The 13792-nt window shown below is 47.9% G+C and carries 11 protein-coding genes and 1 riboswitch; of the genes, 5 read left to right on the top strand and 6 right to left on the bottom strand.

What is annotated here, in order from left to right; all coding sequences use genetic code 11:
* Positions 1 to 6: 6 nt before the first annotated feature.
* From MKY48_RS25270 to MKY48_RS25250, 5 genes are all read left to right on the top strand, one after another.
* Positions 7 to 1317, top strand: coding sequence for an MFS transporter (locus MKY48_RS25270; RefSeq protein ID WP_339267141.1), 1311 nt, complete (start codon positions 7 to 9; stop codon positions 1315 to 1317).
* 112 nt (positions 1318 to 1429) lie between these two features.
* Positions 1430 to 2296, top strand: a complete 867-nt coding sequence (locus tag MKY48_RS25265) for a phosphosulfolactate synthase (protein ID WP_339291526.1) — start codon at positions 1430 to 1432, stop codon at positions 2294 to 2296.
* Positions 2297 to 2488: 192 nt separating this feature from the next.
* Positions 2489 to 3130 (top strand): YitT family protein, encoded by a 642-nt coding sequence (locus MKY48_RS25260; protein WP_339293558.1) that lies wholly within the window; start codon positions 2489 to 2491, stop codon positions 3128 to 3130.
* 148 nt (positions 3131 to 3278) lie between these two features.
* Positions 3279 to 3373: riboswitch (cyclic di-GMP riboswitch) on the top strand.
* Between the two features lie 154 nt (positions 3374 to 3527).
* Entirely contained in the window at positions 3528 to 4256 is a 729-nt protein-coding gene (locus MKY48_RS25255; RefSeq protein ID WP_339267139.1) for a LuxR C-terminal-related transcriptional regulator, read from the top strand.
* A 229-nt stretch (positions 4257 to 4485) separates the two neighbouring features.
* Entirely contained in the window at positions 4486 to 4677 is a 192-nt protein-coding gene (locus tag MKY48_RS25250) for a Spo0E family sporulation regulatory protein-aspartic acid phosphatase (RefSeq protein ID WP_339267137.1), read from the top strand.
* Between the two features lie 126 nt (positions 4678 to 4803).
* Here MKY48_RS25250 and MKY48_RS25245 read toward each other — a convergent pair whose 3' ends face one another.
* From MKY48_RS25245 to MKY48_RS25220, 6 genes are all read right to left on the bottom strand, one after another.
* Complete coding sequence (locus MKY48_RS25245; protein ID WP_339291524.1) at positions 4804 to 7185, bottom strand: FtsX-like permease family protein; 2382 nt, start codon at positions 7183 to 7185, stop codon at positions 4804 to 4806.
* 6 nt (positions 7186 to 7191) lie between these two features.
* Positions 7192 to 7956, bottom strand: a complete 765-nt coding sequence (locus MKY48_RS25240; protein WP_339291522.1) for an ABC transporter ATP-binding protein — start codon at positions 7954 to 7956, stop codon at positions 7192 to 7194.
* Positions 7957 to 8056: 100 nt separating this feature from the next.
* Positions 8057 to 9505, bottom strand: coding sequence for a HAMP domain-containing sensor histidine kinase (locus tag MKY48_RS25235; protein ID WP_339291520.1), 1449 nt, complete (start codon positions 9503 to 9505; stop codon positions 8057 to 8059).
* A 5-nt stretch (positions 9506 to 9510) separates the two neighbouring features.
* The gene (locus tag MKY48_RS25230; protein ID WP_339267130.1) at positions 9511 to 10218 is read right to left on the bottom strand and encodes a response regulator transcription factor; all 708 of its coding nucleotides are present in this window, start codon (positions 10216 to 10218) and stop codon (positions 9511 to 9513) included.
* A gap of 348 nt (positions 10219 to 10566) precedes the next feature.
* Positions 10567 to 12549, bottom strand: coding sequence for a DUF4832 domain-containing protein (locus tag MKY48_RS25225; protein WP_339291518.1), 1983 nt, complete (start codon positions 12547 to 12549; stop codon positions 10567 to 10569).
* A gap of 214 nt (positions 12550 to 12763) precedes the next feature.
* Positions 12764 to 13786 (bottom strand): LacI family DNA-binding transcriptional regulator, encoded by a 1023-nt coding sequence (locus MKY48_RS25220; protein WP_339291517.1) that lies wholly within the window; start codon positions 13784 to 13786, stop codon positions 12764 to 12766.
* Between the last annotated feature and the right edge of the window lie 6 nt (positions 13787 to 13792).

Here is a 13792-nt window from a genome sequence, read left to right as displayed (position 1 = left end):
GATACCATGGAAAAGACCAAAAAGCGAAAACTGAATATTAGCTTTAATAGCGATATCGACCTGCAGACCGACTCCGCGGAGACAAAAGACAGCGAATCTTCCGGAAAATCAAAGTCTTCTAACAGCTCAAAGGGTCAATTGTGGGAATTTATCGCACTAGCGACGATCCCGATCGTACTCGTTTTCGGCAATTCCATGCTAGTCCCGGGGCTTCCAGAAATGCAAAGGGAGCTTGGTATCAGTAAATTTCAAAGCAGCTTGATCATCACAATTTTCTCCTTGGCAGCAGGCTTGTTTATTCCGATTATTGGTTATTTGTCCGATCGATATGGACGAAAAATTATTATTATACCCGCCTTGATCATATATGGAGCTGCCGGTATTCTGGCAGGATTCGGCGCCATTTGGAACTCATTTGCGGTGATTATCTCTGCGAGGGCGATTCAGGGGCTAGCGGCCGCCGGAACAGCACCGATTGCCATGGCGCTCGTTGGCGATTTATACGATGGCGGGACCGAAAGCAAAGCACTGGGCTTAATCGAAGCCTCCAATGGCGCAGGGAAGGTACTCAGCCCGATCATCGGTTCCCTGCTTATGCTGATCGTGTGGTATGCTTCCTTTTTCGCATTTCCCGTGTTCTGTGCGTTATCGTTGTTGGCCGTCATTTTTATGATCAAAGAATCGAAACAATCTTCAAAGCAAGAACTAGGGAAATACCTTGGGAAAATCAAAGGCATCTTCAAAGAAAAAGGCCGCTGGCTCATCACTGCTTTTTTTGCCGGATCACTGGGGTTGTTCATTTTGTTTGGCGTACTATTCTATTTATCCAACATTCTTGAAGACAAGCCGTACCACATCGACGGGGTCAAGAAGGGCTTGATATTGGCCATTCCATTACTCGGGATGGTGATCACCTCCTATACAACTGGAAGCTTGATCAAGAAAAAGGGCCTGCTGATCCGTTGGCTGATGAATATCGGGCTGATTGCCATGACCCTTTCTCTGGCGGCTACGCTTTTCTTTTTTAACAACATTTATGTGTTTATCGGGTTGCTGACAGTCAGCTGCATTGGAACCGGAATGCTTCTTCCTTGCTTAAATACAATGATCACCGGCGCTGTTGAGAAAAGCGAGCGGGGAATGATTACGTCCCTTTACAATAGCTTGCGATTTTTGGGGGTTGCAGCAGGGCCTCCCTTATTCGGGTGGATGATGGACAAATCGGATCATGTTGTTTTCATAACCGTGTCTTCACTATCTTTGGTTGCTTTAGGATTCGTCTTCTTTTTGATTAAGCCGCCTCGGCAGATCGGATGACCAGACAAATCGCTTATTGTAAAAGATGAGCACCTGTCAATGGGCATGAGCATATTATGCCAATGTCATTGGATTAAACGACTACATCAAAAAGAATTGAGGAGATCCTAAAATGAACAGTTCCCTGCGAACAGTTTGGCCCATGGAGATATGTGATCCGAGCGGGCTGCGCGAAAATCCCGAGCATGGCAAAAAAGACCACGACACCTACGGGGTCATGGAACGCGGGATGACGATGGTTATTGATAAAGGCTTGGGTAGAAACATGTTTTCAGATGTGATCGAGACAGCCTCGGATTACATCGATTGCGTCAAATTCGGTTTTGGGACGGCTCCGCTGTATAAAACGGAAATGCTGCTATATAAGATCAATCTAGCCAAACAACATGGAATCACCGTCATGCCCGGCGGAACCTTGCTTGAGATAGCCGTGCAGCAAGATGTCGTCCCCGCATTTTTTAATACCGTTTGCCGTCTTGGATTTAACGCTATAGAAGTATCTGACGGCACGATTGAGATGTCGCGAAAAAAACGAACGGAGCTCATCCGGGAAGGTAAACAACGCGGACTTCGGGTTTTTACGGAGTATGGTAAAAAGCAATCCGGTTCCCGCATCGAAGCCGAAATGCTCGCGTATACGATGGAAGCGGATTTAGACGTAGGTGCCGAGTATATCATCGTTGAAGCGCGCGAGTCAGGACGGGGTATCGGTATTTTCGATAAGCATGGCGAGTGCCAGGAAGAAATGATAAATACTATCGTCGACTACGTGTCGGATGCAAGAAAGCTGATTTGGGAGGCACCTCTTAAGGAGCAGCAAGCGATGCTTCTCCGCAAATTGGGATCTAATGTACATTTGGGGAATATCCAACCCACCGAAGTGCTTTCCCTTGAAACGATGCGCCGGGGACTTCGTCAAGATACGTTTGAACTCGGAGTGAGAGAGAAACATACGGATGGATTTTGTTACGTGATTTAAACATAGACCAAACCAAGAGAATGATAATTACTAGAAGGCTGTCTATGGATATCTCCAGAGTCAGCCTATACATATTTTCGTTGAAGAGACCGATCCCGGTAATCCCCTTCAGGGAACAAGCATACACTAAACAAGCAGGACTGGCTTGTTACTCTAATCTATGAAGGATGATTCCGTGTGAATTTACAGATCATGCCCGGGCGAAAGAGCCCCTTTTTCTTTCGTCGTATTTCCAAGAAACTCTTCTTCATTACCGCCGGCTCCATCATTCAAGGTTTTGCCATGGCAATGTTCTTGTTTCCTCACGCCATTCCTTCGGGGGGAGGAGCAGGGATCGCGGTTCTTCTGAACCATGTGTTTGAGCTCCCAATGAGTCTCGGACTGTGGTTAGCCAATTTTATTTTCCTCGCCTTTACAGTCCCTTATCTTGACGGTGTCAGTGCCTTCGGGACCGTATTTGTTATTACGGTGACGTCCGTTTCCGTTAATTTCTTCGAGGTGTTCTTAGAACCCCCGTTTGGCAACCTATGGATCGATCTTTTATTCGGCTCGGTTATTCTCGGAACAGGTGTCGCCATCCTCATAAAGCAGAGGGTATCGAACGGGGGAATCGGTTATGTTGCCTTAGCCATTTATAAGTATAAAAGAATCAACCCCGGTACCTCATTGTTCTGGATGAATGGAATCATATTCGCCTTCACTGCCTATGTGATCGATTGGAAAATTATTATCCTTGCAGTTGTATGCCAGTGGATATCGACCCGGATCATTAACTGGATTCATCAGTTTCCTCCTCCTAAGTCGATCTATGAACCTGCTTGGCGCAAAAAGTGATTCTGTGTACGGACATAAGAGTGATTGACAAATATAACAGAAATATGGAAATTTGGGTCGTGCGGCCTATATTAAATGAAAAACAATGTAAGTTATAGTTTGAATATGTCATATCATGTTTGAATATTCGACAAATTCACACTTCGTAGTACGATAATAGCAAACCCACTGAAAAGTGGCGACGCAAAGCTACAGGGGCTAATGTGGAGCTACTTAAGACCGCGATGCCAGCCAGTTACCGAATACGACGGAAGCCTCCGTCTGTTTTGTTGTGGTTATCATAATGGATGGGGTTTTTTTATTTTTCGCTAGGAGCTGCCGAATGCAGCCGCGGCGATGAACAGGAGATCGATTCCATTATTAATCGCTTATTCTTACAAGGGAAGAAGGGAAAATAATGGGTCAAAGAACACTGGTAGAAGCAAACAATCATTTTCCTAATATCCTCAGTATGACTGAAATAAAAGAAAGGTTGATTGAACGGAAAGAAATTCTTTATTTGCTCCAAGAGGAAACAAGGAATATGAACGATTTGCTGTCTATACCCTATTTATTTGTTATAACAGATATGGATGGAACCGTCATCGATTATTGCGGAACAGGTTCGTTAAAAAGTTTTCTCGAGAGAAATAATATGAAAAGTGGGACCTCATTGGCAAGGGAAGACGCAGGAAATAATGCCATTTCATTATCCATGGAACAACAAACGCTTTCTGTCGTAGTTGGGGCCGAGCATAGTAATCGCTTGTTTTCAGAATTGGCGTGTGTTTGTACTCCCCTTCGAATAGAAAATGTGATCATAGGCTACCTTGGCCTTAGTTTTCATTATTTACACGAGGTTACATTTGCCATACCACTCATTGAACACTTGGCCAAGAATATTGAAGAAAAGTTACCTCAAAAGGATCCCATTCTGCAAAGGGAGCTGATCTATTCTCACTTTCACCAATATGAATTAACGAATCGAGAGAAAGAAATAGCATATGGGTGGCTGGAGAATAAAAATGTACCTGAAATTGCTGATATTTATGGTATTAGTCAAAGTACGGTTCGTACTTTTATTAAAAAGATATATGCAAAAACGAGAGTCAACCATAAAGGAGCATTTCTTAAAAAATTTACATAACCGTCATAAAAATTCTTAAGACAAAGATTACCCAATTCTGGGTATTTTTTTTATTTACGTCGAATTTTATAATGATAAGTAGCTGTAGCTGTAGCTGTAGCTGTAGCTTTAAGCTGATTCGCGTTATCGATAAGATGAGAGCTTCAATTCTTATGGTTTGAAAAAGTTTGTCCGAGGAACTGTGGCAACGGTCATCAATCACTTGTTACGACGGGGGTGGGTGAACAAGATGATTTCTATCGAGAGTGAGCTCGAACAAGTAGCAAAAAAACTCGAACTTCTACGAAGAGAACTTGAGCGAGTGGCCAGCAGTTTCGAATTGGTGCATCAAGATGTTGTCGCCATTTCACAGTCGTTGGACAAGCTGATTGTTCGTTACATGCAATTAAAAAACCAAGAGGAATATATCAAAAGAAAGTAGATCTTCTTCATAAGAAGATATCTACTTGGGCGGTGAAACAAACGGATTAAGATTTACTAAGGCAAGAAACAAAAAAAGATGACCTCCGAAATTTGGAGGTCATCTTTTTTTGCTCGTGGACTGTCCTCATGAATCCATTACCAACACCCGAAGGGAGGTGCGGCGGAGGATTCGTGAAGCCAACCAGCAGCCGCTGACGGCAATAGCAAGCGCGATCAGAGCCAGCCCAATGGCCAGCGGCCATTCCATGATGAGTGGCAGCTTGACAATACCGTAGGTAGAGAGCAGACCGCGCAGCACGGCTGGCAATGCGTAGACACCGCAAGCGATGCCAACAAGTGCACCAAGCGCAGCCAGTCCGGCAATGCCACTTGTCAAGGCACGACGGATATCGGTTGCTGTCAGGCCGAGCGAGGCATAGATGCCATATGTTTTCGTTTCCTTACGAATATGCAGACGGCAAGTCGTATAAACAATAAGACAAGTGACAGCCATGAACAGAAGAGCCAGCATACTCATCGGAATGAGCAAAACCGCCGCAGCTTCTTTGAATACGGAATCGAGCAGCACTTCCTGCTTCAGCGCTTGGATGGAAGGGCCGTAACGCTCGTTCAACTGCTGTACAAGCGCATCGCTATCGGTTTTGCTCTTCAGCTGAATAAACCCGGCGTCCGGATGCAACTGCTCCACAAGGTCCGAGGTGACCCTGGCGACGTTCGACAAATTGGAAATAGACTGAAAGGTGCCGGTGATCAGCAATTGCTGCGGTTTTCCTTCAATGTAGATCGTGAGTATGTCGCCGATATCTTTGTCCAACTTACGCGCAATATTGATTCCGATAGAAACTTCATTAGGCAGTGCAGGATTACGGCCCGCAAGCGAGGCAAATCCCATCTCGTCCATGCTGCCTTCCACGACCGTCAAAGGGAGGCTAAACGTCTGTTGATGATCGCTATCCCCTTCGACATCCGCGATGACGCCGGTGGCGGCCCCAGACCAGTTTAGACTGAGAACCCGAGGGTCGTTTTGGATATAGGCTTGCATTTCTCCCCGATCCATACCTTCCGCATGGATAACCATAATGGCGATATCCGCATCGTCATAACCCCACTGGGCCGACGTTTCACCAATGCGATAGACACTGGTTACTAGCACGGCGCCAAAGACGAGCACAGCCACCGTGATGCTCATTAGCAGAAAGATCAGTGCTGCGCTTTTTTTGTTGCCGCTCACATGCTTCCAGCCGATGACCGTGGGTACGGACCATCGGTCCAGTAGTCTTATGCGGGCACCATGCAGATGGGTACGACTATGCGAGGATTCCGACATGCCGTAACGGATCGCTTGAATGGGCTCAATATGGCGTGTCTTAGCAGCATAAACAAGGACGCATAGAAGGATGATGAGCAGCAGGCCGCAGCCGGTCCAGATCGCAACATCTGCTGCTTGTACGGGAACAGGTGCTGTATCGGATTTGAGAAAAGACAGGGAATTCTGGATGATGACATCTGAAAGGAGACGACTTGCAATCAGTGCTGGGACCAAGGCGACAATCGCCATTAAACCGTATTGCAGCAAGTAGGTACCGATGATGCGTTCGGAAGTCATGCCGATCGATTTGAGAATGCCGATGGTGCGATAATTGGCAAGGATCGTGTCCGTGATCGTAAAGCCGATCGTAAGCAAAGCGACGAGGATCATGATCAGCCCGAGGAAACTCATGACAAAGCCGATCACCTTGTTCATGATAAAGTAAAAGGCCGACAATTCGGCAAACGAAACGCGTTCCTCCAAAAACGGCGATCCGAGCGCCTGCTCAAAGCGCTGCCAGTACTCCCCGCTTTGTTCGGGATACGCATAGCGAAGCGATAACATGTATTGCTCCGGAGTGGACAAGCTACCGATGGTTGACCGGTAGTCGGCATCGTTCATCCAGATGCGGGCAGTGGTCGAGAAAGGACCGCCATGGGATAAGTCGATGACAATGGCGCCAATCGTGAAATGTACTGGTGCAGTCCCTGAGGTGAACGTCAATTCATCACCGATGTGCATGTTGTATTTGTAGGCAAGCGAGGTGGGTATCCAGATCTCGCCGGCTTCCGGAACGGTCAGATGCTCAGGGCCTGTACCGGGAAGAGGATTGTTGACCCCATGCGGCATCGGAGGCGTATTGATCATATACAGATAAAGATTGGGCAATTCTTTTCCGTTATAGACCAGTCCCGTCCATGGCTTATAAGGGACTAAGCTGGATGCGGTTACTCCGTCTTGGCTTGACCACCAATCGGCTACCATTTGTTTGTCATGCAACCCGCGGGTCATATTGATGACTTCATGGGCACCCTGAGCAGCCGTATGGCGATCGTTGAATACATTTTCCGTATTCATCAAGACCGTAAATGCGGTGCTGACTAGTAGGGCAGATAGGGCAATAAGCAATGCGATCAGCGTGTTTTGCATTTTTCTTTTGCGCAGGTTGCCCCAGCAGAGTGTTAATATGGCTCGCATCCCAGACTACCTCCTCCCGGTGACATAAGCAAAGATCATCGCTTCCCGCTCGGAGGCTTGCTCTGGACTGTAGGGTCCCATATCCAGCGTGCCCCCGATCTTGCCATCTCGAATATAGATGAGGCGATTGCCGCGGCAGGCTGCCTTCATGTCGTGGGTGACCATGACAATCGATTGACCTTCCGCGTGCATCTGGCTCAATATATCAAGCACCGTAACGCCTTGCTCGTAGTTCAGGCTGCCGGTAGGCTCATCGGCGAAGATGATGTCCGGGTTATTGATGAGCGCCCTGGCGATTGCCGCCCGCTGCTGCTGTCCTCCGGATACTTGGGAAGGCAGCCGGTTGCTCTGTTTATCGAGGGACAGATTGACCATTAAGTCATGTGCCCGTTGTCGTACTTGCTCCTTGTCCTGATTAGCGATATATCCAGGGAGGGCAATGTTATCAAATAGCGACAGATCCGGTACAAGGTTGCTGTTTTGATAGATAAAGCCGATCTGATTCGCCCGAAAGCGTGCAAGCTCCTTGGCTGAAAATTGATCAAGGCGCTGTCCCTGCAGACAGACTTCTCCGGCTGTCACATCATCAAGTCCGCTGAGCAAGTACAGCAAGGTGGACTTACCCGACCCCGAATCGCCCATGATGACGGTAAAGTCTCCTTCATAAATGGACAGATCGACATTGCGGATGGCATGGTATTGCTCCTTGCCGGTGGTGTATGTTTTGCATAAATTACTGGCTTGCAGCATGACGGTGTTGCTTGAAGGCATATTGTGATCTCCTCTCTTTATCTCCCACTGCCATCAAAGTATAGAGGACGAATCTTGCGCATTTGTTATCAAATTATAAATAAAGTATGACAGGAGTCAGCTAAAGGGGCAGAATTAAGCAGAAGGTCGTTCCCTGCTGCTGTTGACTGTGAAAAGAGATCGTACCGCCATGCGCTTCCATAATATATTTGCAAATCGACAATCCCAGTCCGACCCCGTGGCCCTCGGCCAGTTGGCCGGCAGTTCGTTGTAAAACGTTACCCTGGTAGTACCGTTCAAAAATAAAAGGCATATCACGCGGGGAAATCCCGCTGCCTGTATCGGAGACGATGATCTGCAGGCAGGATGTTTCCGAGTGTTCTTCGACAGCGAGGCGAATTGTATCCCCGGTTTTGGTATGCTTCAGTGCGTTCGTGACGAGATTGGCAATGACTTGCTCGATCCGTACAGCATCGATTCGGACAAGCACGTTAGGAATCACAGCAGGCTCTTCGCAGCGTACGCCCATTGTTCGGATATAATGGCCCATCACGTTGAAGATAGGCTCCAGCGTTGGAGCGCTGTACTGCTCAATCGGATGTACAGCAATCTGTTCCAGATCACGCAGTGCGTGCAGCAGCAAATCGTCTACGAGCACGGCCATCTTACTCGTATTTGCGTGCACAACTTCAAGATAAGTCATCACACTTGGCAGATCAGGGCAAATCCCTTCGCGAATTGCTTCAATATACGCTTTGATTGTCGCCAGCGGAGTTTTCAAGTCATGAGACAGATTGGATATGAGTTCTTTATGCGACTGGCTGTGTGCAGCTTGCTGGATATGTAAATTACGAATCTCTTCACGCATGAGATCAAATACGGCATAGAGCTCCCCGACCTCATTATTGCTTGTCCATTCGGCACGCTGCTCATAGTCACCTCTCAATATAGCTTCCGCATAAGGCTTGAGTCCGGCAACAGGCTGCACCAGGTCATGCTGCACCCGGCGTCCGATGGAGAAGAATAAATAAAGCAGCGTCAAAAGTGCCAGAGAAAGCATGATCCATGGCACATAAATAAAGGAGTCGGAGGAGGGCATTACTGCGGCCAAGGCAGATGCCGGGACCGCAAATTGAGCGTAACCTACAAAGGCTTTGGTGCCCGCATCCCGCAGCGGAAAAGCGAGATGATAGTGGGGCGGTTCGCTGTCAGAAATTCGCAGCGTATAGTCTAGTTCAAAGCGCGGATTGATTGGGCGCTTCGATGAATTTTCGCTATCATAGATCAACGTTCCATCAGGAAGCACAACCTTGAGGCCGCCCCGCGTCTCCTGACTCCAGACGGTTAATTGCCGCCGGATCGGAGCGTCGGTGAGCAGTAATTCCGCATGCTCATTTTCCAAGGTATGGACGATCGGATTCGTCAGTACGCGAATTTGCTTCACAATAGTTGACGGAGCCAGCTGGTTCGAAGGTCCAATAAGAGTAAGCCAAACGACAGATAGTATCACTGTAATGATGGATAGACCAGCTGCCCAGAGTCGTCTAGCATACCAAGTTTTCCAGTCCATAGAGGCTACTCCGTTTCATCGGGGTTGAATTTATATCCGACGCCCCACACGGTTTTAATATAGGAGGACTTGATTTCGGTTCGTTCCAATTTCTCACGGAGCCGCCGAATGTAGACCGTGATCGTATTATCCTCGACATAAGCCGAATACCCCCACACATGATCCAGCAGCTGCGATTTGGTAAACACTTGATTAGGGTTGGAGGCCAAAAAGTATAGCAAATCAAATTCTTTGGCGGATAAAGAAATTTCCAGCTGTCCGGCCATGACCTTGCGGGCATTTTTATCAATCGACAGGGCGCCAAATTGCAAGCGCTGCTGTGGGGATACCGGGAGTTTCGGATCTGCCATTCTGCGCAAATGTGCCTGGACGCGAGCGACCAGTTCACTGAGCGAGAAGGGCTTGGTCATGTAATCATCGGCGCCAAAACCCAGGGCAAGCACTTTGTCCGTGTCGCTGCTGCGGGCGCTCAAAATTAGAATGGGCGCAGCCGTCAATGTACGGAGCTTGCGGCACACTTCAATCCCGTCAGCGTCAGGCAACGTCAGATCGAGAATGATAAAATCCGGCTGCCGTTGGCGGACCGCCTGCAATCCGTCGCCGGCATTTTCCGTGATGAACGCGCTGAATCCCTGAACACGCAAATAGTCATTCACAATGCGCGAGATATCCTGTTCATCTTCAATGATCAGTACTGTTTTAGGAGAATTCATTAAAAAGTCGCCCCTGTTCCGTATGCTTTAAATGGTGAGTCCATTATAGCATGGGCCGAGGAAAACAAAGGGGAGTATTACCAGTTAGGGTGGTGAATGGTGACGGAATATGCGGAGAAACGGACGGAATTGAAAGAAGAGGGGGATTATGAGGCTTTGGAGTATGAGGCTTAGCGGAAATTGCCTCGCCGACTCTTCCACAACAAAGCTGCACAATCGAAATGCGGTTACCTGACCTGTCGAAAACTCAGCTAGGGGATGATTTTATTGGCATCTTAGGTGAACAACAGCTATCGGGATATTCCCGATAGCTGTTGTTCATCGTTTCGGATCAGCCCGCGGCTTTCATTATTTAGTCCATGTACCGATCTTATAAGCTCCGTCCGAAAGGCGCTCCGTATTAGCAAAATCAACCCCGGGTTGGTTCGTGGACGGATTAAGAATCGCTATGGCCAGCTCATAGGTACCGTTTGGCAGCGTGTTTGTGGAGATAGAGCCTGAGACTGTATGCAAACCAGTCCTCCAGGTTCTTAAGTCCGCCGATGTGGATTGACGTGCCACGACATGGCCTCCGCTGCGCAGCTGCACTTCAACAGGCCAATTGAACGGGAAGTGTTGAACTCCCTTATTTTCCACAGCGACGGATACATTTAACGCACTTCCGCTATTTTCTTGTGGATATGCAACTTTCTTCAATACAAAGTGATAGCCCATTCGTTTCTTCAGCGTATCCATATTGCCTTGCAACGGAGTGCCTAGCGCCAAGGAAGCTGGAGAATTCGGTCCAAGCCAGCTCGGTTTGCTAAGCTCGGTCTGCCGCAGCGTCTCATTAAAGCCGCTGCCTGTCGTGAGCGCAGCATTCATACCATAGGCACCCCCGTAAAATTCGCCGCCAGAGACGCGAGTGTCCCAGAAGTTGGCATGGTTTGGCTGCTGCTGGCCGATATCATCCCAATAACCGTTCTGTGTGCCAGTATACCATCCCCATTCGGAATCGAAGCTCGGCTGATCTCCGAACACGTCATTATACATTCCTAGAATCAGACCCTTGTTATTATTCTTGGCCAATTCCACGCTCCGTCTGATCAATAGCTGCGTATGATGCTCCTGATCGGCAAAAGCATCAATATAGTGCTGAATGTATTGGTTGGATATTGGGTTCGGAGGAAACGCGCCTGTATAGTTGCTTTCCCCGTTCGGTCCGATGTAAGGCCAGGTGTGGAATTCCGCCCAATGGCCCAGCGAACCGATTTGCACAAAAGCAATCGGGCTATCGGCCGTGTTGTAATGCTCCGCAATCGCCTCAATGGCAAGCTTGTGTCTGGCGATCAAATACTCGGAACTGTAATTCGGGGAGAAGCCCGTGTTGTTGCCGGCTCCCATACCACCGGTTTCATCTTGGTAGGCTTTACCTGGAGATTGTCCCAAACTGGCCATGTCGTTGTACAGCCAATCGGGAATATCCCGGTGAGGCACGCCGGAAGGACTGTCCAGAATAAAGCGCAGCACCACCTTGACTCCGCGGCTCTGCCAATCGTCGAAATGATTGGATGCTTCAATTGCACTGAAATCATAGTTGCCTTTGGTTGGCTCTAACTCCTTCCAGGTGACACCGGCATACACGAGACGGTGGTCCTGCGGGTAATTGGTTGATTTCGCTGAAGGAGCCCAACCCTTAAACGGGTTATTGAGCGGATCATTCAGCTCGGCTGGGTAAAATTCGATCATGTTTCCTCCCGGATTTTGTGCTTGTAAGGTATAAATGGGAAGCGGCTGGTTCTGCGCTGGCAGGCGATGGATATCCGAATTGTTATCCAGATAACCAATGCTCACGCTGCTGCCTGCAGCAAGTCCAAGCGTAGAAAGAGGGATCGCTGCTTCGATCACAGATGAGGAACGCACGTATTGAGAAGAAGGGAGGGAGGAAGACCAATCCCAATTCCAGCTGCTTCCATTTCCGGCGTAGCGGTAAAGCGATTGATTTTCGAGGAGCCATTCAATTCCGGTCGCCCCCCATCCGTAGGCTTGATACCCGGTCGAAGCATTCTTGTCCGTATTCAGCCAGAAGCTTCCCATGGTAGTGCTAAGGCTTGAGCCTTCCACAAGCAGATAAAGATTCTTGTCATCGTGGGAAGCCTTTAAGACACCAGCGGTTCCCGAATTCGTGGCAAGCGCCGGAATCCCTTCCCAGTCACTCGGATTACCATCCACAACGATAGAAGCCGCTTCAGCAGTCGAAATAAAGAGGGGATAAGGGAGCAAGGTAAGGAGAACAGCCGTCATAATAAAAATAGCGAACGTCATTTTCATGTTAATACCCCATGCTTTCATGTCAAAACCTCCTCACAGAATGATTGGTATCATAGAGTAGCAAGTCCAAACGTCTTTGTAACAATGGATTCACTCTACCGAATCTGAACCTCTCACCTCCTTTCCTATGTAATTTCCTTACTTCCAACATCCACCATGAAAAAAAGAGCACCGTGTCAGGTGCCTTCATGTGTAATGCGTTGATGAATATATTCATTTCAACTTCATAGTCCCTTTAAGTGGAACTGCGTACGACCAAACGGGTAGGCAAAATCACCTTCTTGGGCAGTAGTTGATTTCCGTTCATTCTGTCAATCAGGTTGTCGACGGCAACCATACCGATTTCTTTTGTCGGTACATCGATCGTTGATAGAGGCGGATTGGAATACTTGGACACCTCGATATTGGATAGACCCATGACAGCCACTTCAGTAGGAACGGCAATGCCGTTGTTATACAAGCCGTTGAGGGCAGCCATGGCCATTAGATCGCTGCCTGCAAAGAAGGCGGTCGGGCAATTTTTGGTCTTACATAAATGATTTATTTGTTCAATGCAGACCGCTTCATCCCACATGCAATCAATAACCCAATCGGGATTCACCGACATTCCGGCAGCATGCATGGTGGCGTAGTAGCCTCGGTAACGGCGGCTGTCTTTCAGGTTATTCGTTAATCCGCTTCCCCCGATGTAACCAATCTGGGTGTGGCCTTTTTCAATGAGGTGGCTGACGGCCATCGAAGCAACATTGTAATGATCATAGCCGACATTATCGATATCCCCGCGCTCGGTATCAATCCCCACGATATAAGGGACCTGCTTGCGTATATACTCATAGGTTTCACTGTTCAACGATTCCATAAGAATCAGACCGGTAATCGGTTCGCTGAATGTATTGAATAAGATCTTGCTATCATCCAGCTCGATTCCAGTCCGGATGAAGGAAATGTTATATCCCGCACTCAGCAATCGCTCTTCCACACCGGATAAGATCGACATGAAATAAGGATCGTTGTATTTATCTTTTGTTACGCTTAGTACACAACCGATTTTGATATGCGACTTGCTCTCGGAATGATCCTTGGTTGAAACTTTTCGCTTGGGACTTGAAGTGATTTTATAGTTCAGCTGCGTAACCGCCTGCCAAACTCGTTCCCGGGTTTCGTCCGTAATTTTATATTTCGTATCATTGTTTAACACTCTGGATACGGTGGCAGTAGATACATTTGCTAATTTAGCAACATCCCGAATGGTACTCATAAATAA

This window comes from Paenibacillus sp. FSL W8-0187 (genome assembly GCF_037969755.1).
Classification (GTDB): Bacteria; Bacillota; Bacilli; order Paenibacillales; family Paenibacillaceae; genus Paenibacillus_AQ.
The sequence above is the reverse complement of the archived record's forward strand: the minus strand, read 5'-3'. Positions and strand labels throughout refer to the sequence as shown.

Excerpts from the sequence above, each read along its gene's own strand:
- MKY48_RS25270 (WP_339267141.1), top strand. The coding sequence starts at position 7 with ATGGAAAAGACCAAAAAGCGAAAACTGAATATTAGCTTTAATAGCGAT.
- MKY48_RS25265 (WP_339291526.1), top strand. The coding sequence starts at position 1,430 with ATGAACAGTTCCCTGCGAACAGTTTGGCCCATGGAGATATGTGATCCG.
- MKY48_RS25260 (WP_339293558.1), top strand. The coding sequence starts at position 2,489 with ATGCCCGGGCGAAAGAGCCCCTTTTTCTTTCGTCGTATTTCCAAGAAA.
- MKY48_RS25255 (WP_339267139.1), top strand. The coding sequence starts at position 3,528 with ATGGGTCAAAGAACACTGGTAGAAGCAAACAATCATTTTCCTAATATC.
- MKY48_RS25250 (WP_339267137.1), top strand. The coding sequence starts at position 4,486 with ATGATTTCTATCGAGAGTGAGCTCGAACAAGTAGCAAAAAAACTCGAA.
- MKY48_RS25245 (WP_339291524.1), bottom strand. The coding sequence starts at position 7,185 with ATGCGAGCCATATTAACACTCTGCTGGGGCAACCTGCGCAAAAGAAAA.
- MKY48_RS25240 (WP_339291522.1), bottom strand. The coding sequence starts at position 7,956 with ATGCCTTCAAGCAACACCGTCATGCTGCAAGCCAGTAATTTATGCAAA.
- MKY48_RS25235 (WP_339291520.1), bottom strand. The coding sequence starts at position 9,505 with ATGGACTGGAAAACTTGGTATGCTAGACGACTCTGGGCAGCTGGTCTA.
- MKY48_RS25230 (WP_339267130.1), bottom strand. The coding sequence starts at position 10,218 with ATGAATTCTCCTAAAACAGTACTGATCATTGAAGATGAACAGGATATC.
- MKY48_RS25225 (WP_339291518.1), bottom strand. The coding sequence starts at position 12,549 with ATGAAAGCATGGGGTATTAACATGAAAATGACGTTCGCTATTTTTATT.
- MKY48_RS25220 (WP_339291517.1), bottom strand. The coding sequence starts at position 13,786 with ATGAGTACCATTCGGGATGTTGCTAAATTAGCAAATGTATCTACTGCC.